General features: G+C 56.3%; 19 protein-coding genes. All 19 read right to left on the reverse strand.

Annotation, left to right across the window (positions count from 1 at the left end):
• Positions 1-47: 47 nt before the first annotated feature.
• Positions 48-995: a LysR family transcriptional regulator gene (locus tag DW133_RS04980; protein WP_118275540.1), complete on the reverse strand. Its 948-nt coding sequence runs from the start codon at positions 993-995 to the stop codon at positions 48-50.
• 84 nt (positions 996-1079) lie between these two features.
• On the reverse strand, positions 1080-2372 hold the full coding sequence (locus DW133_RS04985; protein ID WP_118275541.1) for a ferric reductase-like transmembrane domain-containing protein: 1293 nt from the start codon (positions 2370-2372) through the stop codon (positions 1080-1082).
• A 208-nt stretch (positions 2373-2580) separates the two neighbouring features.
• The gene (locus DW133_RS04990) at positions 2581-3597 is read right to left on the reverse strand and encodes a nitronate monooxygenase family protein (protein ID WP_118275542.1); all 1017 of its coding nucleotides are present in this window, start codon (positions 3595-3597) and stop codon (positions 2581-2583) included.
• A gap of 37 nt (positions 3598-3634) precedes the next feature.
• Complete coding sequence (rseP, locus tag DW133_RS04995) at positions 3635-4981, reverse strand: RIP metalloprotease RseP (RefSeq protein WP_118275543.1); 1347 nt, start codon at positions 4979-4981, stop codon at positions 3635-3637.
• A gap of 133 nt (positions 4982-5114) precedes the next feature.
• The gene (gene nrdG / locus DW133_RS05000; protein WP_118275544.1) at positions 5115-5588 is read right to left on the reverse strand and encodes an anaerobic ribonucleoside-triphosphate reductase activating protein; all 474 of its coding nucleotides are present in this window, start codon (positions 5586-5588) and stop codon (positions 5115-5117) included.
• Between the two features lie 12 nt (positions 5589-5600).
• Complete coding sequence (nrdD, locus tag DW133_RS05005; RefSeq protein WP_118275545.1) at positions 5601-7763, reverse strand: anaerobic ribonucleoside-triphosphate reductase; 2163 nt, start codon at positions 7761-7763, stop codon at positions 5601-5603.
• 312 nt (positions 7764-8075) lie between these two features.
• On the reverse strand, positions 8076-9251 hold the full coding sequence (dxr, locus tag DW133_RS05010) for a 1-deoxy-D-xylulose-5-phosphate reductoisomerase (RefSeq protein ID WP_118275546.1): 1176 nt from the start codon (positions 9249-9251) through the stop codon (positions 8076-8078).
• Positions 9252-9273: 22 nt separating this feature from the next.
• Positions 9274-10434 (reverse strand): metallophosphoesterase, encoded by a 1161-nt coding sequence (locus tag DW133_RS05015; RefSeq protein ID WP_118275547.1) that lies wholly within the window; start codon positions 10432-10434, stop codon positions 9274-9276.
• A 3-nt stretch (positions 10435-10437) separates the two neighbouring features.
• The gene (locus DW133_RS05020) at positions 10438-12399 is read right to left on the reverse strand and encodes a histidine kinase (RefSeq protein WP_118275548.1); all 1962 of its coding nucleotides are present in this window, start codon (positions 12397-12399) and stop codon (positions 10438-10440) included.
• A 13-nt stretch (positions 12400-12412) separates the two neighbouring features.
• Positions 12413-15055 carry a DNA topoisomerase IV subunit A gene (gene parC, locus DW133_RS05025; protein WP_233542121.1) on the reverse strand — a complete coding sequence of 881 codons (2643 nt, stop codon included), beginning with the start codon at positions 15053-15055 and terminating at the stop codon, positions 12413-12415.
• 46 nt (positions 15056-15101) lie between these two features.
• Positions 15102-16424 carry a DNA recombination protein RmuC gene (locus DW133_RS05030; RefSeq protein ID WP_147408877.1) on the reverse strand — a complete coding sequence of 441 codons (1323 nt, stop codon included), beginning with the start codon at positions 16422-16424 and terminating at the stop codon, positions 15102-15104.
• Positions 16425-16549: 125 nt separating this feature from the next.
• Entirely contained in the window at positions 16550-17779 is a 1230-nt protein-coding gene (locus DW133_RS05035) for a sodium/glutamate symporter (protein ID WP_118275550.1), read from the reverse strand.
• 309 nt (positions 17780-18088) lie between these two features.
• Positions 18089-19981 carry a molecular chaperone HtpG gene (htpG, locus tag DW133_RS05040; RefSeq protein ID WP_118275551.1) on the reverse strand — a complete coding sequence of 631 codons (1893 nt, stop codon included), beginning with the start codon at positions 19979-19981 and terminating at the stop codon, positions 18089-18091.
• Between the two features lie 180 nt (positions 19982-20161).
• The gene (locus DW133_RS05045; protein WP_118275552.1) at positions 20162-20428 is read right to left on the reverse strand and encodes a hypothetical protein; all 267 of its coding nucleotides are present in this window, start codon (positions 20426-20428) and stop codon (positions 20162-20164) included.
• A 54-nt stretch (positions 20429-20482) separates the two neighbouring features.
• Positions 20483-20896 carry a septum formation initiator family protein gene (locus tag DW133_RS05050; RefSeq protein WP_118275553.1) on the reverse strand — a complete coding sequence of 138 codons (414 nt, stop codon included), beginning with the start codon at positions 20894-20896 and terminating at the stop codon, positions 20483-20485.
• Between the two features lie 174 nt (positions 20897-21070).
• Positions 21071-22360, reverse strand: a complete 1290-nt coding sequence (gene eno / locus DW133_RS05055; RefSeq protein WP_118275554.1) for a phosphopyruvate hydratase — start codon at positions 22358-22360, stop codon at positions 21071-21073.
• A gap of 64 nt (positions 22361-22424) precedes the next feature.
• Positions 22425-23276 (reverse strand): 3-deoxy-8-phosphooctulonate synthase, encoded by an 852-nt coding sequence (gene kdsA, locus DW133_RS05060; protein ID WP_118275555.1) that lies wholly within the window; start codon positions 23274-23276, stop codon positions 22425-22427.
• Between the two features lie 21 nt (positions 23277-23297).
• Complete coding sequence (locus DW133_RS05065) at positions 23298-24944, reverse strand: CTP synthase (protein WP_118275556.1); 1647 nt, start codon at positions 24942-24944, stop codon at positions 23298-23300.
• Between the two features lie 155 nt (positions 24945-25099).
• The gene (locus DW133_RS05070; RefSeq protein WP_118275557.1) at positions 25100-25936 is read right to left on the reverse strand and encodes a phosphatidate cytidylyltransferase; all 837 of its coding nucleotides are present in this window, start codon (positions 25934-25936) and stop codon (positions 25100-25102) included.
• Positions 25937-26005 lie beyond the last annotated feature (69 nt).

The raw sequence follows: 26005 nt of genomic DNA on the forward strand, positions 1-26005 counted from the left end.
CGAATCACTTTCAAAGAGAATTTTTCTCCACTGAATTTGAGAAAAATTCATCGAGCCGGTTTTTCCATGTTACGAAGCAGTGCAACAAACTCGCTGGCCATTCGATCCATCAAGCGTCGAGTCGCTTCGTCTGCTCGTTCCTTGCGGCAAAAAAGCACCAGCTCGCGAGCCGGAAGCGTCGAGCGGCAAGAAAGGATCTTTAGCTCCGGATGTCCGAAGAGAGCGGGTTCAAAACCTATGAAAATGCCCAGCCCCCGTCCGGCCAGATCAAACCCCAAGTCCTCCTGGTGCACCTCGTAGCGCGGCTCTATATGCTGTCCGTATTGCTGGAAATAGTGGTTGTATCCTGCAAACGAGACGGAATCTCGAGGCAAGGTAATGAGCGGCTGCTGCAAGATTTCTTCGAGTGACCAAGGTTCCTGTGGATGAACTCGTCTGCTTTGAAGCTCGTCAAAGTACGCAGGCGAAACAACGAAACATTCTTGGATTGCCCTTAGCGGCACGACATAAAAGCGCTCGGGCCCATCCAGCGGCAACATAGAGCTTCCAATCAGAGCCTCGTCGTCGGCCACGGCCTTCACCGTTGCCGCCATGGAGCGCGTGAGAAATCTCACCTTGACGGGATCGGAAGTCTTGTGCATCCGCTCGAGAATCGGCACAAAAAACGCCTTGATGAACGTATGGATGGAAGCAAAAGCAAAATCGGTTTGCTCAGGGGCCGTTTCCGACCTCAGTTCCCGCTCGGCCGCCTCAATGCCGACCACAAGCGGTTTAACTTTAGCGTAGAGCCGCTGGCCTGCAGTCGTCGGCTGCACACCTTCGGAAGTGCGCTCAAAAAGCTTAGTTCCGAGACTTTGCTCAAAGTCGCGCAGTGCATGACTCACCGCAGAAGGCGTCACACAGAGACGTTCTGCCGCCTTCACAAGGCGCCGCTCTTCGTAGACAGCAAGAAAAACCGGATATGCGGATAATCGGGCCATATTCAGGTTAGCCATTGAAAAAAAACGGCCAAGCGCCGCTATCGACGCCTGACCAGCAAAATTTACCCTATCTTTTCTCGGAACAACAGATACTCTGACTTATCTCCAGTTAAAGTGTTCTTTGCGTACCCTGTCGGCATTGCCTCCGGCCTCAACGTAGGCCCGACTCACAGCTGAAGCCAGTCCTTCGCCGGCACACAGCGCGACCGTATCCGGAACGGCACCCGCAAAGAGCGATTCGGCATTGAGTCGCTTCTTGGCCGACTCGAAAACTTCCAGTCGGATGCCGGCACGCTCGGCCATCTTTTCGACGTTGGCGAACATCGGTTCGGACTCTTTGGACTTGATGCACCAAACGAGGCGGATCTTTCCGTGCGCAGTTTTCGCCGCATCCTGCATCCAGGCGCAGAACGGTGCGATACCGACGCCGCCCGCCAACCACAACTGCTTTTGAGCTGAGAAGTCCGGACGGAACCTCCCCCAGGGGCCTTCCACGATCACGCGTTCGCCCTTTTGAAGCATCGGCACAACGTCTCGCGTGTAATCGCCCAGTGCTTTGACCGCAAAGGTGAGCGTACCGTCGTCATTGATGCCCGCCACCGAGAACGGATGCTTCTCGTGACCGGACGTACCTAGGAATGCAAATTCACCGTAGCGGATGTCAACAGGCTTTTCGGGCTTAACCGTGATTAGCGTCAGTCCGTTGTTCGTGTTGGCGTCAACGATCTCCGCAGAGACGGATTTCTCTCGCCCTGCACCACGGATCAAGAGTTTCAGCGAGTAGTAGCAACCGATGACGGTGACAGCAACATTGATCAGACCAAACGGTGTCAGGAAGTCTTCGGTTTCCGTCAGACGGATGCAGTGGACAGCCAGAATCAGGAAAAGAACGGAGAAAAGCTTGTGGGAACTCAACCACTTGTGATACCGCACGATCGAAATAAACGACACGACAAAAAGAACCAGCCCGAGCAACGTCGCCCATTCGGAAGATTCGACGGCAAAGCCGCGCATCCAAGCCCAGAAAGCATCAAAACCGGTCAATTCGCCGCGCACGATTTTGGGAACCGGCTCAAGCGTGAAAAGAGAAAGAACCGGACGCATCACGTCTTTCGTAAAGAAGTGGAAAAGCGTGAGCACCGCCGCCCAGATGCCGAGCGTGCGATGCCATTTGTAGAGCTCATCAAGCGGCGTTGCCGTGACTTTTTCCAGCCAAGCCGGTCGGGCGGCAATGACAATGGCCATTGCCATCAACCCCCAGGCCAACACGCCGTTGAGGAAAAAGACTTCGTGAGTCAAGCTTCTGCCGTTCATGGCCGGAGGATTGAATCCCAGATTAAGAAGCCATGTTGCTACTGTCAGCGCACAGAAACCAAAGACGATTTTTCTCATTGTGTTCTCCTGCCAAGACTCCGAAGGAAGCCTTGCGGAGATTATGAAAAATCTCCTTTGAAATCAGCCTCAAAATCAAAATGGCGTGAAAGAGCTTTGCGAATCTTAACGCTGACGGCGTCGCGCCCAACATTTCTTAACGAAGCTTGACGAAAAAACCGCAGAGCCCCTGAAACATCTGCGGCGATTTTGAGTTAAGCAGCTGACATTAAGCCTTCGGCGTTGCCTCTTCGGCCGAAGCTTTAGCCTTCAAAAAGTCGGCATAGCGCAGGAAGTCCGCCATCAGTTCGCTCACGACTTGGGCAGCGGGCACCACGCTGCGGATAACATCAATGCCGGTGTTGACCGTCACGATGCCCTTGTCGGGCTCTCCGTCATACATGCCGGTGCGAAGCGCCCCCACCAAGTCCACCGTCGTCGGTACGGTCGGCGCGAGACGATGCTTAACGTAGGCTTCGGCGGCAAATTCCGTCGGAAGCGACCGCTGCGTCTCATCAACGTAAAGCAAATTGGAGCCACTCAGTTTGCAAATCAATTCCTTGGCGTGATCGTTGGCGGCGCATTCGTTGGTAGCGATAAAACGCGTGCCGACATAAACACCCTCGGCGCCGAGAGCAAAGGCTGCTCGCACACCCCGAAGATCGTTGATGCCGCCTGCGGCAAGCACGGGAATCGTCACGGCGTCAACAATCGTCGGCACAATGGAAAACGTTCCGGTGTGGTGGCTCGGCAGAAAACCGCCAGCATCGTAACCCGTTGCCACAAAGATGTCCGCGCCCATCGCCTGAGCTTCACGGGCGTTTTTCACCGTCGGAGTCAGGGGTCGCACGATGAGCTTCATGCCCTTTTCTTTGATGAGTTCAAAAATCATTGGCTGCAATCCGCCCACGCAAAATGCTGCCGTCGCCCCGCCCTCGGCTGCCGCTTCCACCGTGCCGCGGGCATACATCAAAGCCGCCTTGTTCTCGCCGTCGGGCACCACCACATTGATGCCCACGGGCTTGTCGGTCACTTCTCGAATGCGCGCGAACTCACGCAGCGTGCGCTCGCGCATGGAGATTTCTTCGCCCTGCACCTTACCGGCGTTGGGGCCGAGAACACCCATACCGCCTGCGGCGCTCACGGCAGCCGCTAAAGCGTGACCCGCGATGTAGTTCATCGGAGCCTGAACAATCGGAAGATCAATGCCGAGGATGTCGGCCACACGGTTGCGAACAGTCTGCATAGTGTTGTCGTCTGTCGTGGTTTTAAAGGTTGGAAACCTACTGCAACAATCGGGTGATGTCGTTGCCGAGCGCAAAGAAGGTCAGCCCGAAAATGAAGGCCATGCCGACGTAGATGCCGTACTTCTTCATTTTTTCGCCGGGCTTGCGGCGCATCACAATCTCGTAGCAATAGAAAAGCAAATGACCGCCGTCTAGCATAGGCACCGGCAACAAGTTCAAAATGCCCAGGTTAACGGAAATGAGCGCCAGGAAGAGCAGATAGGAAAGCACGCCGAAACTCATCGCTTCGCCCGCCATTTCGCCGATCAGCACGGGACCGCCCAGACTGTCGGTCGACACAGCTCCGGTAAAGAGCCCCGCCAGCCCCATGATGGTAATTTTCGTCAGGCGCCACGTATCGGAAAAGCCCTTGGCGATGGCGCCGATCGGACCCTCGCGCGTGTAGACAAAATCGGGTTCGGCCGTAAACATTACGCCTAAACGTCCGATCTTGTTGCCCTTTTCGTCGACCTTCATGTCAGGCGTCACCTGTACATCCTGACGCACGCCTGCGCGCTCGATAGTCAAGTTGACCGCAACGCCCGCCTTATCGCGAATGACCCGCACGATCTCCTGCATGGTGCGTACGCGCTCGCCGTCCAACGCCACGATCGCGTCGTTAACCTGCAATCCCGCCTTTTCGGCAACGGAACCCGGCTCGACCTGCACGAGCGACACCTTACCCTGATACGGGAAAAGTCCAGCGACCAATGCGGGATCTTCCGTGCCGTCGTTTTTGACACCCGAAAGATCGAAGTAGACCTCGGTCTTGCGTCCGGATGCTTCGTCAAACGCCACGCGCACTTCCTTTTCGCCCAGATGCGCCAGCATTGCCATGCGCATGTCGTTGAAGGTCTCAACGCTCATGCCTTCCACGGACGTCGCCTTCCAGCCTTCCTCAATGCCAAGTTGCGCGGCCTGCGTATTGGGAAGCGGTTCGGCAAGTTTGGTCGAGGGTTGATACGTGCCCACCATAGCGAGAGCCGCATAGATCACAATTGCCAGGAGAAAGTTCATCAGGGGGCCTGCGGCCACCACCGCAATGCGCTTTCCAACAGGCTTTTCCGAGAAGGACCAGCGCTTGAATTCAGCTTCGGTCAAGCCATGCTTCTGCGCCTCATCTTGTTGCATGCCCTCATCGAGCATCGAGACGTAACCGCCGAAAGGAATGGCCGAAATTCTCCACTCGCAGCCGCGTTTGTCAGTGCGCTTGTAGAGCACCTTGCCAAAGCCGATGCTAAAAGCCAATACCTTGACGCCGCACCAGCGCGCGACGATGTAGTGCCCCCATTCGTGCACAAGCACGAGAATGGAGAGCGTAATCAGAAAACCGATCACTGCCATAGATGTTGCAATGGTCTAAATCCAACAAAGAAAAAAGCCTGCGTTCACGATTCTTTTTCGGAAAAGAATCATGCGGCAGGCATCTGACCGGCAAAACGTTTGCCGTTTGATCGAGTCAAGCGAAATTCAGGAATTACGCCGCAACCTCGCATCGTATCGGAATCACGCGCTGATTGGAGCTCCCAAACCAGTTGCCTTTTCCTTCGACCTTGTACTTCTCGATGAATGGACCGTCGACAACGGTGTCAACGTACTGAAAAATCTCAAGATCCTTGACCTTATCGTAAAGGCGTCCGGTCCAAAGCCAAATCGTTTTTTTGTTTCCGAACTTTTCACGCACGGCGCGGCACAGGTCCGTAAGCACGTCGACATTCTCGGGTTCCAAGGGATCGCCCCCCAGAAGCGACAGACCGTCAACGTAGTCCTCTTCGAGCGCCTTCAGGATGCGCTCCTGCACGCTTTCGTCGTAGGGCTTGCCCGCGTCAAAGTCCCAGCTTTCGGGATTGAAGCACCCGCGGCAGCGAAGCCGGCAGCCCGAAACGAAAAGCGAAACACGCACGCCCGGGCCGTTTGCCGTATCAAAGTCAGAAATACCGATGTAGTTCATGGCCAAATTCGGTTACATGCTCACGCGGTTCTTGATCTCGGCCATCTTGCCGTCATTCATGCGGCTCATGCCGTTGACGTTGGAGTAGCCCAAATAACCGCAGACGCGACTGATCACCGACAGGTTGGAGCTGCCGCAATGCGGGCACTTAAAGAGCACGTTGGTGCTGTGCTCGCCGCAATCGCCACAGTAAGCGCTGTCGAAGTTGACGCCCTGATAGAACCCCTTTTCCATGCCGCGGCGGATCATGGCGCGCACGGCCTGCATGTTTTCGGGGTTGTCCAGACGCACGTACTGGATATGACCACCTTCGCACAGGTGGAAGTCTTCAAACTCGTGGTCCTGCTTTTCAAACGGAGAAATTTCTTCCGTCACGTTCACATGGAACGAGTTGGTGAAGTATTCCGGGCTGTAATGCGGCGTTGAGGCAAACACGTTTTCCACGCCCATCTTCTCGCAAAAACGGTCGTACTGACCGGCCTGCGTGGCGCACAGGCTTTCTGCGGGCGTACCGTAGATGGCGTAAAGATAACCGTCTTCCTTCTTGAACTCGGCAAGCTTGTCCTGCAGGTGACGCAGAATCGAAGCCGAAACTTCGCCGCCTTCGTCCACGAGGCGCTTGCCCGTCCAGAGGTAAGTGGTTTCATCAAGAGCCGTAATGCCGAAAGAAGCCGTCATGTAGCGCACGAGATCCCCGACGGTGTCGTCCGGGCTCTTCGTGCCTTCGTACAGACCGCCCTGCGTAAAGGCGAGCGGATTGGACGAGCACTTCTGATGACGCACGATGTCGTAGCGCTTCTTGAAGAAAGCACGGATCACTTCGAGGCGATCGTCGAGCATTTCCCAGAACTTTTCCTTCCAGTCGTCGGGATGTTCAATCTGAGCAAGCTTCAGAATGATCGGAAGGTTGAGCGATACCGCACCGATATTGCAGCGACCGATCGTGATCGCTTCGCCCTTTTCATTGCGCCACAGCGACAGGAAGGCGCGGCAGCCCATCGGAGAAGTGATGGCACCGTACTTCTGGAAAATCTGCGAGACGCTGCCGTAGCGGCTCGACAGCGACAGGTAGTCCGGATACATGCACTCGGCCGACGTCTTGACGGCTTCGTTGAAGAGTTCCGAAGAGAACGGATCGGCCTTGACCTGGTTGTCATCGTACAGGAACACGAGCTTGGGGAAGACCACGGGCTTGCCGTCCTTGCCGTGACCGTTGCGGCGCACCTGCAGCATGATCTTGCCGATCATGTAGAGCCAGCTCTTTTCGCGTTCGTCGTACTTCGCGGGATCCCACTGCCCGAACGTGATCGTCGTAAAGGCGAAGTCGCCGCGGCTGCACGGAACCGTGTTGAGCTTGAGTTCAAGCGACTGGAAGCCCTGTTCGAGTTCGCGGATGACGTCCTTACTTGCCACCTCTTCGGCCTTGGTTTCGTCCAGACCGAGTTCCATGTACTTTTCGATCGCGGCCTTTTCGCTCTTCAAAACATACGGCAACAGCACCTTGTCGAGTTCGGCGAGCGTAAAGCCGCCGAACTGCTGGGCCGTGGCCACGAGCGTAACGTCGCCGATCACCTGAAGAGCGGAAAGAACCGTCTTGGGTTCGGTGTACTGCACGTTGGACATTTCAAAGCCGCCCTTCAACACGTTGCCGATGTCAAAGAGGCAGCAATTGATGCAGCCCAGAATCATGTCGCGCAGATCGTGGATATAGATGTCACCGCGCTCGATGAGTTCCTTTTCCTTGCCGGAAAGATAGAACTGCTTGTAGAGCGACTTCGTGAGGTAGCCCTTGATAAGCGAGCCCTTCGTCGAAACAAGCGAGCTGTCGAAGTTTGCGTTTTCACGGTCGCCAAGACGTAACACGTCGTCGGCGTCCTGACGCAGCTGCTCGAACGTCTTTGCGTAGGTCTGCTTGTAGTAGCGGTATTCGGCGTAGGCGTCGGCCACTTCCTTGTACTGCAGGAAGGCGAGCACGGCGATCACCATCTCGTGGAGCTCGGCAACCGTCACCTGTTCGCGATGTTCCACACGGCTGTAGACCTCATCGGCGATCTGGTTCAGGTGGTCGGCGTCAATGACCTTGTCGCAGCGAAAGGCCGCCTTCTTGACGGCGCTCTGGATCTTCTCGGCATTGAAACGCTCGATGGTGTTGTCTTTTTTTACTACTTTAGGCATCTGGCTCACCACCCGCTACGGGGTCGAAAACAACGAATACAAAGTTCAAAAACCCGAAAAACTGCCCGCAAATCAGCACTTTTCAGGCAAAAAGGCGGAAAAAATTCCTTCGCCGACTCACCACTTGATATGGGGCCAATTGCGAAGGAATCCACAACGGATTGTTATTCTAAGATTCAATGCAACCGAGTCAAGAGGGTCTACTCCATCCCCCAAAGGGGGTATTTGACCCGCTTTTTCCTTGCACATCAGGCCTAAAAGGCGCTTGTCGTCACAATCCCTCGAAAAATATTTTTTTCGATAGCTGCCGTCTTATGCCAGTTTTGACACCTGGTAAGCCGCCTCACGGCGGGCCGCGGCGTCAACCGACAGAATTTCCTCGACACTTGCGGGCGTCTTGGGATCGAAAAGCACCTGCATCGTGCGCTGGCAGACTTCGGCGATGCCCGTAAAGGAAATGCGTTCGTTGAGGAACGCCTCGACGCCGATCTCATTGGCAGCATTGAGCACAATGCTTGCCGTGCCGCCCTCTCGCAACGCCTCGTAGGCGTATGCAAGCTGCACGAAACGCTTGACGTCGGGCTCGCAGAAATTGAGCTGCGAGAGTGCAAACGGATCGAGACGTTTGGTGCCCGCAGACAACCTTTCGGGCCAGCCCAGGCAATAGGCAACCGGATGCTTCATCGAAGCGGTGCCGAGCTGCGCGATAAAGGAACCGTCGCCGTACTCGACCATCGAGTGCACCACCGACTGCGGATGAATGACCACGTGAATGCGATCCTGCGGAACATCGAAAAGCCAGCGCGCTTCGATCACTTCCAGGCCTTTGTTCATCAGTGTCGCCGAGTCAATCGAAATCTTGCGGCCCATCTGCCAGGTTGGATGCGCAAGCGCCATCGCTGGCGTCACGGTGCTGAGGTCAAGTTCCGGCCGATCGCGAAACGGTCCGCCCGAGCAAGTGAGCCACAGACGGCACTGACGGCGATCCTCTTCCGAAGCGCCGGTCAGACATTGAAAGATCGCATTGTGTTCGCTGTCAACGGGCAGCATCACTGCTCCGTTTTCACGCACGGTCTGCTGAAGCAGCTCTCCGCCGCAAACAACGCTTTCCTTGTTGGCATGCAGGATGCGCTTTCCGGCCTTGGCTGCAGCAAAGGTGGCGGGCACCCCTGCCGCACCCACCACGGCAACGATCACTGTCTGTGCTTCGTTGTCGGAAGCAAGCTGCACTGCCGCTTCCGTGCCGCTCAGAATCTCGACGTCACCTTTTCCGGCTTCCTTCAGAAGGTAAGAGAGTCTGTCAGCCTTGGTGGCATCTGCAATTCCCACGCGCTTGACGCCGAAACGAACCGCGATGTCGGCAAGCTTTTCAACGTTGCTGTGCGCGGCAACGGAAAAGAGCCGAAATTTGTCCGGATAAAGAGCCAGCACTTCCAACGCACTTTGGCCCACGGAGCCGGTGGCTCCCAATAAACATACGTTTTGCATCGAAAATCTTCCACGTTGTCCGTTACTTGTCCTGCGTTGCGGCGACTACAGCCGTTTCCGGAGCGCGCTTTAGCGTAAGGAGCGAAATCTCACCCACCGTGCCCAGGCGAAGCAAAAAGCCATTCCAAACATCGGTACCCTGGTTGACGTAAAGCTTCATATCGCCCACGTCATAGAGACCGCGAATAAACCCGTTGTTGAGTTTGCCGACCACAGGATTGAGCGCAAGCACCTGACCGCCGTGCGTGTGCCCCGAAAGCATCAGATCGGCCTTGCCGGCATAAAGAGCGGCATACTTGGGCTGATGAGAAAGAAGCAGTCGGAAGGATGTTTGCTCGGGCACCGCCGCACTAGCCTTGACAATGTCGGGCAATTCTCTGCCGTAGCGCTGAGCCATCGGGTCGGTAAGACCGATCACGGAAAGCGTCTTTCCATTGATCTCAACCGAAACGGAAGCATTTTTAAGCCACGTCATGCCCAACGTCGGCATAAAGCGCATCCAGCCATCATAGTCAACGTAATGCTCGTGATTGCCTTCGATGCCGAAGACTCCGTACTTGGCCTTGAGGTTCTTCAAAGGCTCCAGATCGTAACCCCGCTTTTCAGGCGTGCCGTCGACAAAATCTCCCGTGAGCGCAATCAGATCAGGCGAAAGCGCATTGGTACGCTCAACGATCTCTTCGACGCGTTCGCGCGTAAAGACGGATGAAACATGCAGGTCGCTTAACTGAGCAATGCGCAGTCCGTCGAGCTCGGCGGGCAGGCCCTTGACAGCCACTTCCTGCTCGACCACCTCAAGACTGATCACCGACTTGAACATTCCCAGGCAGGAAAACGCCACGGACAGTCCCAGAATCGTACCTGCCACAATGCGGCTGCGGCCCAGATACGGAAACGGCAGACCGATGATGCGAAGCGGAACGCTCAGAATCTCTCGCCCGATAACGAGGATGCCGACCAAAAGCGTGAAATTTTGAAAGATGCTTCCGGCGTACATCACCCACACAGGCAAATCGGGCGCCACCATCGAGCCCCCGATAAAGCGCGTGACACTCGGGAAAAAGGCTCCCGGCAGCACGGCAAACAGACACCACAGGCGCTTGCGCCGATCGTGAATGACCGGGCAGATGCCGCGCACATAGATGATGATCGCCAAAACAAGATAAATCACCACAAAGCGCATGACTTAGTCCTCGCTTGACGCAGCCGCTGAAGAACGCCGACTGCTGCGGTCTTCTACGGTAGTCTCCGAAATCACCAGCTGCACGCAGGTGCCGCTCTCGAACAGATCCTGCGAGACGTTTTGCACCGTCACCTTGGCTCCGATGCGCTGCGCACGCTCGCCCATAATGTTGAGACCGACGTGACGCTTGCTGCGCTTTTTCAGAATATCCTGGTTGATGCCGATGCCGTTGTCGACAACCGAGAGTTTGAATTCGGCTCCGTACTCAATATTGATGAGCACCTGCGTGGCCTTGGAGTGCTTGCGCACGTTGGCAAGCGCCTCCTGCATGATGAAGATCACCTGAATCTTCTGTCGATCGGTGAGTTCAACTTCGGGACCCGTGACCGTGAGCTTCACAGGCAGTTTCGTCTGCGATTCAAAACGATCGATCACGGTATTGATCGCTTCCGAGAAGCTTTCGGTGTGCACGCGCTCGCGGAAGTTCAAAAGCAATTCGCGCACGTCTTCGTAGGATTCCTGCACGCCCGCCTTGATCTGAGCCACTGTGGTGTCAACGAGTTCCTTGTCGTCGGTATGAAGACCGCTTTCCAGTAGCTGCACCTGCAGATTCAGAAAAGAGAGAGACTGCGCAATCGAGTCGTGCAGACCCTGCGCCATCAGATTGCGCTCCTGAACAACGGCGTACTGCTGTTCTCTTTCAACCAGACGAAGACTGTCGACGGCAATGCCCAGATGAGATCCGAAACTTTCGTAGAGCTTGTAGGTCTGCGGCAACAGACGCGTGTCGAGATTGAAGTACAGCAGGAAAAACCCGAGATCCTTCGAGCCGCTGCGGATATGAAAGAGGTATGCGGTTCGAAACTGCTTTTCGGTTTCCACGCGCAGCTGAGAGAGGAAGTCTTCGGGCATGCCCGGCGTAATGCGCAGCGGCAGATCGCTTCTGAGGCTCTCTTCGACGCCTTCAAGCGGCAACGGATTCATGGAGAACCACGCAAAGGTCTTCGCAGGCAAATCCATGCTCGCGGAAAGTTCAATGAGGCCCCGCTTGCGGTCAATCAAAAACACCGCACAGGCTTGGGCAGGCGTGTACTGCATCAAATGAGCCGCAAAGCCCTCGCACATTTCGTCGACCGAGTGCTGCTGCGAAACAAAACTCGTCATTTCATAAAGGTGCGAAAGATTGCGGTTCTTTTCTTCGACCGCCTCGGTCTTTTCCTTTACCTTGGCCGCCAGATTTTCGACCAAATCCTGCAAGCGCCCTGCCATAGCATTAAAGTCGGCGGCAATGGCTTCGAATTCGCTGGCACCCACCAGATGCAGCCTCGTATCGAGCTTACCTTCGCGTACGGCCGAAAGCCCCGTTCGGACATACTCGGTCGGACGAATCACCCAGCTCATCAGGAAATACATGATCCCGAAGAGGCTGCCGATAGCAAGAAACATCAGAAGCGTCTGAACGCCCCTTTGAATCATCAGAGCCTTGTCACGGTTGACGGCAATCTGCTTGTTGACAGTATCGATCTTCGTGATGAAGCGTTCCAGCTCATCGGTGCCGATCGGATTGGACTTTTCGCGGGCGAGCAAGAAAAGCGGCCCCACCACATTGCGCCATTCGTTCAGAAGCGCATCAACGGCCTTCTGTTCTTTGCTACGGTCAATAAAAAACTCGTCGCCGAGATCGCGTTTGCCGATGCGGCGCATCGCCTCGTCAATGGCTCGGTATTGCGTGGCGAAATCCTCTCCCCCAAACGCACGATCCGCAAAAAGATTCAGACGATAGACGCGGGCCGGAAGGCTTCCCACCTCGTACTGATAGGCGCCTGCCGTCTGCACCTGCTGACTCAGATACATCTGGTAGCCGATGGCGCAGATGATGAAGGTCACCCACAGGGCCGTGAGCGTAATCAGACGCGTCGAGAGCCTGTCGTAGAAACGAATCATGCGTTTGATGTTGAAGTCCATATCGCCTCGGCTGTTATTCGGTTTTCTCCGACTCCTGCGGTTCGGCCGCAATGGCGCTCAGACCGTGCGGCTCGAAGCGACACGGCACCACCTTGCCCTTACGGGCGCGGTGCGCGATGAACATGTGCCATTCGGCCGGACGAAGTACCTTGCTTCTGACTTCGCCCGTGGTCTTCGTGGCACCCTGCACTTCGAGACTATCGATGTGACGCAATGCACAGGCTTGGCTAAAGCCGCAGAAAAGATCGATGCCGCCCATGAGCGTCACGCCCTTGCCGCCGCCCGCAAGCGTTCTGAGTTCTTCCAGCGTAAAGACAAGCAGTCGTCCGTCCTGAGCCATGCAGGCAACGTACTGCGAACCCTCAGTCAAGACAACGGGCGGACACATCACGGCCTGCTCGCCCACGCTCATGAAGGCCTTGCCGGATCGCACGCGCGCGACGAGGTTCTTAAGCGAACAGGCCAGACCGAAGCCTTCCGTCGTGTAGAGCATCACGCCCAGATTGTCCGGCCCGGCGAGATAACCCACGATTTCGCTGCCGGCTTCGAGTTCAATGAAACTTGTGATCGGCAGACCGTCGCCGCGTGCAGACGGCAATTGAGACACGGGCACCGAGTACGTGCGGCCGTTGCTGCCGCAAACGATGAGCGTTTCGGTGCTCTCACATTCGGCCGACCACTGGTAGGCGTCACCCTGCTTGTAGCTCATGAGTTTGGCGTCGTGACCGTGACCTGTGCGGCAGCGCACGTAACCCTTTTGCGAAACGACGACCGTGACGGGTTCGGAAACCTGCACGGGTTCGCTCGATGCTTTCTTCGCCTCTTCGATCGTGGTGCGGCGAGCGTCGCCGTAGAGCTTGGCCGCCTCTTTCGTTTCCTTGGCAACGACGTTCTTGAGGGTCTTTTCATCGGCCAAAATCTTTTCGAGCGTTTCGCGTTCGGCGTTGAGCTTTTTCATCTCCTCCTCCACGCGCTCGTACTCAAGCTTGGCCAGCTGACGCAGACGCAGTTCCAAAATGTCTTCAGCCTGCAGTTCGGTAAGACCGAACTCTGCCATCAGCGCTTCCTTGGGATTATCCTCGAAACGCACGATTTCGATCACGCGGTCAATGTTGTCGATCGCCTTGGTGCGCCCTTCGAGGATGTGCAGACGGGTGTTGACCTTGTTCAAGCGCGCCTGAGTACGGCGTCGCACCGTTTCCAAACGAGCCCGCACCCATTCGACGAGAATCTGCTGCAGAGGCTTTTGAGCCGGACGGCCGTCATTGCCGATCATCACCAGATTCATCGGCGCGTTACATTCCAGGCTCGTCTGGCTCAGAAGCATCTGCACGAAAAATTCACGATCAACCTTTGAGCTCTTGGGTTCGAACACGAGGCGCACCTTGGTGTCCTTGTCGCATTCGTTGCGTACGCCGTCCAGAACCGAGAGCATCGCGGCCTTGTTGTTGGCCTGTTCGGCCGAGATCGTCTTTTTCCCGGCCTTGGGCTTGGGATTGGTGATTTCTTCAATTTGCGAAAGCACCAGTTCGGCGTTGGCCGCAGGCGGCAGCTCGTCGACCACCAACTGCCACTGGCCTCGCTGCAGTTCTTCGAAGTGATAGCAAGCGCGCACGCGCAGGCTGCCGCGGCCCACGGCGTAGGTCTGTCGGATTTCGGCCGGACTCGAAATGATGCGCCCGCCGCCCGGATAGTCGGGCCCCGGCATGACCGCGAGAATGTCATCAAGCGTTGCCTCCGGATTCTTCAAAAGAAGCAACACGGCTTGAGCGACTTCGTTTAGGTTATGCGACGGAATTTCAGTGGCCATACCGACGGCAATGCCGCTTGCCCCGTTCAAAAGCACGAACGGAAGCTTGGCGGGCAGCTGTACGGGCTCCTTAAACGAGCCGTCGTAGTTGGGAACAAAGTCAACGTCTTCGGAATCAAGTTCCGAGAGCACCAACTCCGAGATTTTCGTGAGGCGCGCTTCCGTATAACGCATTGCCGCAGGACCGTCGCCATCACGCGAGCCGAAGTTGCCCTCGCCGTCCACAAGCGGATAACGAAGACTGAAATCCTGAGCCATGCGCACCATGGCATCGTATGCGGCCTGGTCTCCATGCGGATGATATTTGCCAAGAACGTCACCCACCACACGCGCACACTTGACGGCCTTGGCGGGCGGATTCAGGCGCATGCGGTCCATTGCATAGAGAATGCGGCGCTGCACGGGTTTCATGCCGTCGAAAATGTCGGGCAGAGCGCGGCTCTTCACAACGGAAAGCGCGTACTCGAGATAAGCGCTTGCGGCGTAACGGGCTAGCGTAAGCTCTCCGTTGAGTTCCGCCGGCGTATCGTCACAAAGAATGGCCGGAAGCTTATTTTTCACGGCGGCAGGCTTGGCTTCGGGTTCAGGTTCGGACTCGGGCTCAACCTGAGCTTGGGCAACGGATGGCTCCGTAGGTTCGACCGTCGGAACTTCTTTCTGAGCCTCAGCAGGCGTTTCGGCAGCTTCGGCTACCGGAGCGGTTTGAGCCGCTGCCGCCGAGGTCGGTTCTGCTACTTCTTCCGGCGTTGCCTTTTCTTCGTGCTGTTCGACCGTCGTGTCGGCAGCGGCACCGAAATCGGCAAAGAGATCGGGCGTCATGCCGGGATTGTCTTTTTTCTTAGCCATGGGAAAACCAAATCAATTCTGAAATCTTTCTCGAAGATGCGTCATTTTAGTCGTTCGCGCCGTCGGGCCCCGGAACCGAAACGCGCTCGTCGGCTGCGGGCGCATACACGGATTCGACACCTTTGAGCTTGCGCTCCATCACATTGGTACGGGTACGCATAGCGGAAATGGCCGACTTGACCGAGTCGATGCGTTTTTCCATGCTGCCAACGCTTTCCGAAAAGCGTCCGAATTCAGCCTTGACCTCGCCCAAAAGTCGCCACACCTCGGCGCTCTTCTGTTCAATGGCAAGCGTCTTGAAACCCATCTGAAGACTGTTGAGGAAGGCTGCCAGCACGGTCGGTCCCACAATTGTCACGTGGCAGTCGCGCTGCACGCGCTCAACCAGACCGTTGATCTTGAGCACTTCGCTCCAAAGGCTTTCGGCAGGCAGATAGAGTACGGCAAATTCTGTGGTGTAGGGCACCTCAATGTACTTGTCGCGAATCTTTGCCGCTTCCGTAAGAATTCTCGTCTGAAGCGCCCTGCGTGCGGCCGCCTCTTTTTCCGGATCTGCCTCGTCGGACGCCTCGATCAGTCGTTCGTAGTCTTCCGTCGGGAACTTGGCGTCAATCGGCAACAGCACGTGCGTTCCCGCCTGCGCGCCGGGCAATTTGACCGCAAATTCCACGCGGTCGCGCGAGCCCGGACGCGTGGCGACATTGGTGTCGTACTGCTCGGGCGTGAGCAAATCCGAAAGAATCATCGCCAGCTGCACTTCCCCGAACGTTCCGCGCGTCTTGACGTTAGTGAGAATGCGACGCAGGCCGTCGACGTTTTGCGCCATTTCGCGCATCTCACCCAAACCGCGATGCACTTCCAGAAGCTGGCCTTCCACCGTTTTGAAAGATTCGGTCAAACGGGTGTTGAGCGTGGCGGAAAGTTTTTCGTCGACCGTGTTGCGCATGCTCTCGAGCGCCTTGTCGTTGGCTTCTCGAATGGCGGTGAGCTCGGCATTAAGCGAGGCTCGGACATTCATCATTGCGTTTTGCACCGTCTCGTTCATTTGCGCCAGACGCCTCTCCTGCGCCTGACTTCCGGAGTTGATCAGACCGAGAAAATTCACGAAGTGGCTGCTCTGAGAACTCTTAAGTTCAGAGTCGGCCGCCTGCATCTGACGCGAGAGCGCCTCGATGCGCTCAATCGTCGTGCCGGCCGCTTGTGCCGAAAGAGCCTTTGCCGTTTCAGCGCTCACTTCCAGATTGCGCTTCAAGTCCGCCGTGCGAACAGCCAGATAAATCACCACCGCCGTCAAAACGACGACTACAGCCAGAACGGCGCACAGCATCACTGGCGAATATTGGGACAAAAAAAGTGTCAGTTCGTGCAATTTGACAGCTTCCTTTCATGTTTGCTCGGCCGAAAGACTAGCAGGAAAGACGTTGTGACGCCGTTGTTTTTTTCCAAAAGAAAAGGCTGCCAACTGGCAGCCTCTCGTATCGGATATTTGTTTTCTTACAACGGCATCTGCGCCATCGATGTGATAATCAGCGCATTGATCAAGTCGATGAGGAATGCGCCCACGATACTTACGATCAGCCAGGCCTGCGGGCTTTGTCCGTACTTTTCGCTCAAAGCCTGCATGTTGGCCAAACCATTGGCCGTCGCGCCCATCGAAAAGCCGATGCCGCCCACCGTGAGCATCACGGCCGTGAAGTTGCGTCCAAAGCACATAAAGAGAATGCCCCAGGCAAAGGCCATCATCAGAATCGTCTGGCAGATAAGGGTCACCACCAGCGGCAACGCCAGATTGACAAGTTCATGCAGCTTGAGTGAATTGATGGCCATCGTCACGAAGAGCACGAGACTGATGTCGGCCACCGCATTGAGCCCCACCTTGTCGATCTTGAGCTTGCCTGTGAAGTCGGCGATATTGCGTACGATGGCCGCCACGATCATCGAACCGATGTATGCGGGCAACGTGATGAACTGACCGAGGTAATGGCTCACGACCGTACCGAGCGCCATGCAAATGGCAATCATGCCGCCCGCTTTCAAAAGCTGTTCGGTAAAGGTCGAGTGCTCGGCGGAGTGCTCGTCAATAATGTCTGTTTCGACTTCTTCGGGAACGTTGAGCTTGGCAGCGATTTCCGGATCGGTCATCGGCGTGCGCACCTTGTACTTGCGAATCAGCCATTCGCCAAACGGCCCGCCGATCACGAGAGCGGCCACCATACCGAACGTGGCTGCGGTTACTGCCACCACCGTGCCGCCCGTAATGCCGTAGAGCTGTTCAAAGTTGGGACCAAACGCAGCCGATGTGCCCAGACCACCCATCATCGAAACGGAACCGGCAAGCAAGCCATAGTGAAAATCAACGCCCAAGAGCTTTGTCACCGCTATGCCGAGCACGTTTTGCAAAACGGCCAGTACGGTCACGGAAACCAAAAAGCCCAACAAAAGCTTGCCGCCCTGCCCGATCAGCTTAAGGCTGGCCATCATGCCGATCGTCGTGAAGAAGGCAAGCATCAGCACCGTCTGCAAAGTGGAGTCAAACACCACGCGCATAACGCCGCAGCCTTCCAGTACGGAGAGCACAAACGCAAACGGCATGCCGCCCACCACTGGGCTTGGCACCGACAAACGCTCCAACACGGGGATGACGTGCTTGAGCCACACGCCGAAGTAATAAGTGCAGACCGCAAGCGCCAAGGCCTGCACCATATCAACATGTACCACAAGCATGTTCGCTGTATCTACCGCCAATTGACTGTCCCTTTCTTTTTCGTTTTTCTTATATTGTTATCCCGGCTTTGCTTTGTTGCAGCCGGAAGCGGTTTCACCCGCGGCAAAAAATGCCCGGGAGAACCGGGCCAGAAAAGATTGTGCAGTCGAAAAGCCGATTTGGCAAACACCTCTAAGCAGTTTATCCAAGAGACATTTCACCAATACAAGCCCGGACAAAAAACGGAAAGCCTCGAAAAGCACGATGCTTTCCGAGGCTTTCCAGACTTGAGGCGGTCTCGTTTGAGTACCGCCTCCGGTCGATTGAAATTAAGCGAGCAGCAGCTCGTTCAGACGACGCACAAAGGCATTGGGATCCTTCAGGGAACCCTGTTCGGACAAGAGAGCTTCTTCGTAAATGAATTCGGCCCACTTGGCAAAGGCGGCGTCATCGCTCGTCTGAGCGGCCTTCTGAACCAGAGCGTGCTGAGGGTTGATTTCCAGAATGAATTTTTCTTCAGGCACTTCCTGACCGGCGGCTTCAAGCATGCGACGCATCTGAGCCGTCAAAATCTGACCGTGTTCAGCCGTCACGCAACTCGGGCTTTCGACGAGACGGTCGGAAACGCGCACATCGGTGACCTTTTCGCCGAGAGCCTTCTTGAAGCGATCAACGAGCGGCTGAGCGGCCTTAACTTCCTCTTGCTTCTTTTCGGCGGGTTTGTCTTCGAGTTCACCCAAGTCAAGGTCAGCAGCAGTCACCGGCACGAACTTCTTGCCTTCAAATTCGGTGAGGTTACCCATGAGCCATTCGTCGATGCGCTCCCACATCAGGAGCACTTCGATGCCCTTCTTCTTGAAGGATTCCAGATAAGGCGAAGTGGCCGCGCTCGCGTAGCTGCCCGAAACCAAGTAGTAGATGCACTTTTGCTTTTCAGGCATCTTGGCGATGTAGTCGGCCAGGCTCACATCCTGAGCGTCTCCCGTGTTGCGGGTCGAGGCAAAGCGCAGAAGCTTGGCGACTTCCTCGCGATTGGTGAAGTCTTCGACCGGGCCTTCCTTGAGCACGTTACCGAAGTTCTTCCAGAAGATCGCATACTTTTCCTTGTCTTCAGAGAGCTTGCCGAGCATGCCGAGCACGCGTTTGGTGAGCGCACGCTTGAGTTTTTGCGTCACAGCGCTTTCCTGCAACAGTTCACGGGAAACGTTAAGCGGCAGATCGTTCGTGTCAACCAGACCGCGGATGAAGCGCAGGTAGTTGGGCAGGAACTGTTCGGCTTCGTCCATGATGAAGACGCGCTGCACGAAAAGCTTCAGACCATGCACCTTGTCGCGGGTGTACAGATCCCACGGCGCGCGGGTCGGCACATAGAGCAAAGACGTGTATTCGAGTTCACCTTCGACGCGGTTGTGCGCCCAGGTGAGCGGATCCTCAAAGTCGTGACTCAGGTGCTTATAGAACTCCTTGTACTGCTCTTCGGTCACTTCTCGGGGATTCACGGTCCAAAGCGCCTTGGCGTCATTGACCTGCACCCAATCCCAGGTGCTCGTCGGCTTGTCTTCGCCTTCCTTGGGAGCTTCGTACTTTTCTTCCCAGAGCATCACCGGCACGGAGATGTGGTCGGAATACTTCGTGATGGCGGTGCGCACCGTCCAGGTTTCGAGGAATTCTTCGCAATCGGGCTTGAGGTGCAGCGTGATGCTCGTACCACGGGCTTCACGCGTGATGGCCTCGCTCGTGTAAGTGCCTTCACCCGTGCTTTCCCAGCGAACGGCTTCATTTGCGGCGGCCTTGGCGGAACGCGATTCCACCGTCACCTTGTCGGCCACGATGAAGGCCGAGTAGAAGCCCACGCCGAACTGACCGATCAGTTGGCTGTCCTTTGCCTGATCCCCGGAGAGGTTGCTCAGGAAGTCAGCCGTGCCGCTCTTGGCGATCGTGCCCAGATGCAGATTGGCTTCTTCGAGCGTCATGCCGATGCCGTTGTCCGTCACGGTAAGCGTCTTGGCGTCCTTGTCGACCTTCACTCGGATGCAGAAAGCCGCATCGTCACCCAGCAGCGACGGATCTGTGATGGAAAGGAAGCGCAACTTATCGATGGCGTCGCTGGCGTTGGAAATGATTTCACGCAAGAACACTTCCTTGTTGGAATACAAGGACTTGGCAAGCAAGGTCAAAAGCTTGGAGACTTCGGTTTGAAAACCATGGACTTCAGCAGCCATTTTCTCTTTCACCTGTTAAATCAAAAGTTCACGAAATCGTTGCAAAAACGGCGCCAAGACGCCGCTTCACACTGCTACGCTATGTGGGGGCTGAAACGACCTTTTTCAAGACCCATAGACGACAAAAAACCCGGAAACAGCACTGCGGCCGGTCCGGGCTTCGATTCAGGATCTCGCTGATTATTCAGCGGCCTGAGGCTTTTCTTCCTTTTCCTTGCGAACGAGGCTCACCACTTCGGCGCCGGACACTTCGCTCAGACGGAACAGAACGACGCGAGCTCCCTGAAAGAGGAAATTGCCGTCCTTTTTCGTTGTATCACCGAGAGCCTTGATGAAGGCTTCGATCTGCGGATTCAGAACTTCTGCTTTTTCGGCATTAAACGGAACGACGACCGTCTGGCCGCCCTTGAGGTGAACCGTCAACTGCTGAATGAATTGCTGAGCCATTGGAATGCACTCCTTTCTCGAAAGCTACACGCGAATCTTATCCGCCGAATTCGGCTACTTGCCGGACTCATGTTTCGGCGGAATGACTCCGTCAGTGTATAGATTGCTGCGCTTTGGCGCAAAGTAATTAGGTTTGCCCTTCTTCCCCGACTCGCGGATCAGGTCGGCTTCGATGTCCTTCTTTTCACCCTTGGGAACGAATCGGAAAAGGACTTCGTCCTTGCGTACCATCCCCAGGCGCATGCGAGCTCGTTCTTCGACGGCACCGCTGCCGCTTTCCAGCGACTCGATTTCCGCGGCCACGGCATCGTTTTCGGCTCGCAGTCGATCGTTGGACTCGCGAATCGACGTCAATTCCGCCTCAAGCGAATGCATGCGCGAGATGCCTCCTTTGCCGAACCACAACGGCCACTGAATGGCAATGGCGGCCGAGACAAGCAAAATGTAGAAAAAATAGCGAGCGCGCATGAAGAGCCGGGCGAAAAAAACAAGACCTAAAACCGAGGCGTTAGAACTTTACCTCAACTCAGCAAAAAATTGCCTCGCCTGGCAGTCTTTTCCGAAGGGAGACCGCTTACGGCGAGGCAACTCGAGCTTGGAGCGCGGAACCCCGAAGGATGCCGCACTCAATCGATGCACCGATTAGCGCTTGATGCAGTAGAAAGCGGAACGGCCCGGATAAACAGCGTTGGGGCCGAGGTGCTCTTCAATGCGAAGCAGCTGGTTGTACTTAGCCATACGGTCGGAACGGCTCATGGAACCGGTCTTGATCTGGCCGGCGTTAAGACCAACGGCGATGTCGGCAATCGTGCTGTCTTCGGTCTCGCCCGAGCGGTGGCTCACCACGGCGGTGTAGCCGGCGCGCTTGGCCATTTCGATGGCTTCGAACGTCTCCGAGAGAGTGCCGATCTGGTTGACCTTAATCAGAATCGAGTTGGCCACGCCCTTTTCGATGCCTTCCTTGAGGATGGCGGGATTGGTCACGAAGAGATCGTCACCCACGAGCTGAACGCGGTCGCCGAGCTTGTCGGTGAGCATCTTCCAGCCTTCCCAGTCGCCTTCGGCCATGCCGTCTTCAATCGAGATGATCGGGTACTTCTCAACCCAGGCTTCGAGCACGGCGGCCCATTCTTCTGCGGAGAGCTTCTTGCCGGAGGACTTCTTCATCACGTAGGAGCCGTCTTCGAAGAATTCGCTCGAAGCGCAGTCCAGACCGATGGCGATATCCTTGCCCGGTTCGTAGCCTGCGGCACGGATGGCCTCCATGATGAGTTCAATGGCTTCTTCATGGCTTTCGCACTTGGGAGCAAAGCCGCCTTCGTCGCCCACAGCCGTGGACATGCCGCGGGAGTTGATGATCTTCTTCAACGCATGGAACGTTTCGGCGCCGTAACGCAGGGCTTCCTTGAAGGACGGTGCGCCCAGCGGAATGATCATGAATTCCTGCAGGTCGAGGTTGTTGTTGGCGTGAGCGCCGCCGTTGATGACGTTCATCATCGGAACGGGCATCTGCACGGCACCCATGCCGCCGAAATAGCGGTACAGCGGCAGGCAGGCTTCTTCAGCGGCAGCGCGGGCCACAGCCATCGAAACGGCCAGAATGGCGTTGGCGCCGAGGCGAGACTTGTTGTCGGTGCCGTCAAGTTCGATCATCGTGCGGTCGATGTAGGGCTGATCGGAAGCTTCCACGCCGAGCAGGGCTTCGGCAATTTCGCCGTTGACGTGCTCCACAGCCTTCAACACGCCCTTGCCGCAGTAGCGCTTGGGATCGCCGTCGCGCAGTTCGATGGCTTCACGCACACCGGTGGAGGCACCGGAGGGAACTGCCGCGCGAGCAGAAACGCCGCTTTCGAGGAACACTTCGGCTTCCACGGTCGGGTTACCGCGAGAATCGAGAACTTCGCGGCCAATGATGTCAATGATGGCGCTCATTGTTTTTTCCTAAAAAAAGAAAGAATCGTAAAAGACCCGGCAAGTCGCCTCGCCGGGTAATTTTTTAAAGACTGTTTTCGATGTAGTCGAAACCTTTGACGATGCGGTCAATGCGCACGAGCTCTTCGAGCAAATCCGGCATACGGTTGAGCGGCACCATGTTGGGGCCGTCGGAAAGTGCCGTATCGGGATTGGGATGCGTCTCAAAGAAGAGTCCGTCAACACCCACGGCAACCGCTGCGCGCGAAAGCACGGGCACGAAGCGGCGATCACCGCCGGAGCTCGTACCGCGGCCGCCCGGCATCTGCACGGAGTGCGTGGCGTCAAACACCACAGGTGCCTTCGTTTCACGCATGATGGCAAGGCTGCGCATATCGCTGACCAGATTGCCGTAGCCAAACGACGCACCGCGTTCGCACACCATGAAGTTGTCGGGGTTAAGCCCCTCCTCCAGAGCGGCTTCGCGCGCCTTGGCGATCACGTTGACCATGTCGTGCGGCGCAAGGAACTGCCCCTTCTTGATGTTGACGGGCTTGCCGCTCTTGGCACAAGCGACGATGAAGTCGGTCTGACGGCACAGGAACGCAGGCGTCTGAAGCACGTCTACGACGTCGGCCACCTGACGCACCTGTTCGGGCGTGTGCACATCCGTGAGAATCGGAACGCTCACTTCGCGGCGAACATCGTCAAGGATCTTGAGACCCTCGTCGATGCCGGGGCCTCGGTAGCTTTTCGTCGACGTGCGGTTGGCCTTGTCAAAGCTCGCCTTGAAGATGTAGCGAATACCGAGCTCATCACAGGTCTCTTTCATGAAAGAGGCGATTTCCATCACCATTTCACGACTTTCGATGACGCACGGCCCCGCGATCAGAAAGAACGGATTTCTGTTGCCAGTTTCAAAACCGCACAGCTTCATGGTTTCTCCCGCAGAACTCTGTTAGGCCTGCTTTTCATTGTGCTGCTTGATGGCAGCGCGCACAAACGCTTCAAACAACGGATGACCGTCGCGCGGCGTCGAGGTGAATTCCGGATGGAACTGAACGCCGAAGAAGAACGGATGATCGGGCAATTCCATCATTTCCGGCAGGTTTTCCGTCGGCGTACGAGCCGAGATCACCATGCCGTTATCCTCAAACTGCGGAACGTAAGCGTTGTTGACTTCGTAACGGTGACGATGGCGTTCGCAAACCGTGTCGCCGTAGATCTGGTGAGCGAGCGTGCCGTCCTTGACGGGAACCGTCTGGCTGCCCAGACGCAACGTGCCGCCCAGATCACTCTTTTCGGTGCGCTGTTCGACCTTGCCGGACTTATCCGTCCACTGCGTGATCAGAGCGACCACTGGATGCGGAGTATCGAGATCGAATTCGGTGGAGTTGGCGCCGCCCAGCCCGCAGACGTGACGAGCAAATTCGATCACGGCCGTCTGCATGCCAAGGCAAATGCCCAGGAACGGAATCTTGTTGACGCGGGCAAACTCGATCGCCTTGATCATGCCTTCCGTACCGCGCTTGCCAAAGCCGCCCGGCACCAGAATGGCGTCGAGCCCCTTGAGCATGTCGCAGCCGTGCTTTTCGATCTCTTCGGAGTCAATCAGGTTGACCTTGACCTTGTGTTCGGTCTTGATGCCGGCGTGGATCAGAGCTTCGTTCAGGCTCTTGTAGCTGTCGGCGTAGTCAACGTACTTGCCGACCATGCCGATCGTCACTTCACCCTTCGTTTCGTGGATGCGGCGAACGATTTCCTGCCACTGAGACAGATCGGCGGGCTTGCAGTCGAGATTCAGACGCTTGCAGACAATTTCGTCAAGATGCTGGGCGTGCAGCATCAGAGGCACCTCGTAGATGGTGCTCGCGTCAGTCACGCTGATCACGTGATCCATCGGCACGTTGCAGAAGAGTGCGATCTTGGCGCGTTCGCCTTCGGGCACTTCGCGTTCGGCGCGGCACAGCAGGATGTCCGGATAGACACCTTCTTCGCGCAGCTTCTGCACGGAGTGCTGCGTGGGCTTGGTCTTGAGTTCGCCGGCGGCGGCCACCCAGGGGCACAGCGTGAGGTGAATGAAACAAGCGTTGTCGCGCCCCACACGGAAGCTCATCTGTCGGACGGCTTCAATGAAGGGCAGCGATTCGATATCGCCCACCGTACCGCCGATTTCCACCACGGCCACGTCGCAATCGCCGTTGCAGGCGTTCTTAGCGCCGCGAACGACGTATTCCTGAATTTCGTTGGTGATGTGCGGAATGACCTGCACAGTCTTGCCGAGGTATTCGCCGCGGCGTTCCTTTTCAAGAACGCTCTTATAAATCTGACCGGTCGTGAAGTTGTTGTAGCGGCTCATCTTCGAGGAAATGAAGCGCTCGTAGTGACCCAAGTCAAGGTCGGTCTCCGCACCGTCCTCCGTCACGAACACTTCGCCGTGCTGGAACGGACTCATCGTGCCCGGATCCACGTTGATGTAGGGATCGAGCTTGATCATCGTCACCTTGAGACCACGGGACTCAAGGATTGCAGCTAAAGAAGCGGCGGCGATGCCTTTGCCCAAACTGGAGACAACGCCGCCCGTGACGAATACGTATTTAGTCATTTTCTCTAATCAAAAAGAAGAGCGCCGTCTGTGTCCGGCGCGGGATTCTTGAATTAAGGAATTATAAAGAAGCACAACCGCTTTTTTGGGTACTTCTGCCTAATTTCTGGAGAAAATTCAGCCGAAATACCCGAACGCGAACGATGCGGTAAGCATTAGACAATCATCAGCATGGCTGCTGCTGTAGGCAGCACGGCCAGAGACGAATCGAGACGATCGTAAAAGCCGCCGTGACCGGGAAGCAAGCGCCCGGAATCCTTAACGCCGGCCTGGCGCTTGAGGCTCGACTCGAAAAGGTCACCCGAAACGGAAACCGCCACCAGGACAAGAATCATCAGAAGACCGGCCGCAAAGCCCGCCTTGTCAAGGAGAATACTCGTGAGCACCATTTCGTGGGGTAACCAAAGGTAAGCCGCAAGCGCCGCCACCAGGACACTAACAAGGCCGCCCACCACGCCTTCCCAAGTTTTCTTGGGGCTAATAGCGGGAGCCATGCGGTTCTTGCCAAAAAGGCGCCCCGCAAAGTAGGCACAGGCATCAGCCAACCACACGATCATAAAGACGCTGATAAGAAGCGGCCAACTGCCCAAACGCAGGAATTGCCACACGGCAAGCCACGTTGCGGTCGTCACCACAAAAGCAAGGACCGTTGCCGCGGAACGCGCTACACCAAAGCCGATGTTGCGCGCGTTGTAGCACACGGCCGTGACGGCAAGCCAAATGCAGGCCACGGCAAGCTGCAACGCCAGATAAACGGAACCGAAAACGTCAAGATCGGCCGCACCCAGTGCGAGACCTGCTCCCGCTAGCGCAAAGCAGCCGCCCAGAAAATAGGACGGAGTTCCGGGCAGCTTGGTGAGTTTGAGCCATTCGGCCAGCGTGATGCCGTAGCCGATTGCCAGAACGGCGTTAAGAACATGGTCGCCGGCCTGCGCCGCAACCACGAGGATCAGCAGCAAAACCGCCGCTGTAATAACTCGCGTTAAAAGCATGATCAACCAAAAAACGGACTGCGAACAAACAAACTATGGCACAAGAAAGGCAATGCCGCAAAGCTTTTG

The organism is Sutterella sp. AM11-39, from assembly GCF_003472385.1.
Lineage (GTDB): Bacteria > Pseudomonadota > Gammaproteobacteria > Burkholderiales > Burkholderiaceae_F > Duodenibacillus > Duodenibacillus intestinigallinarum.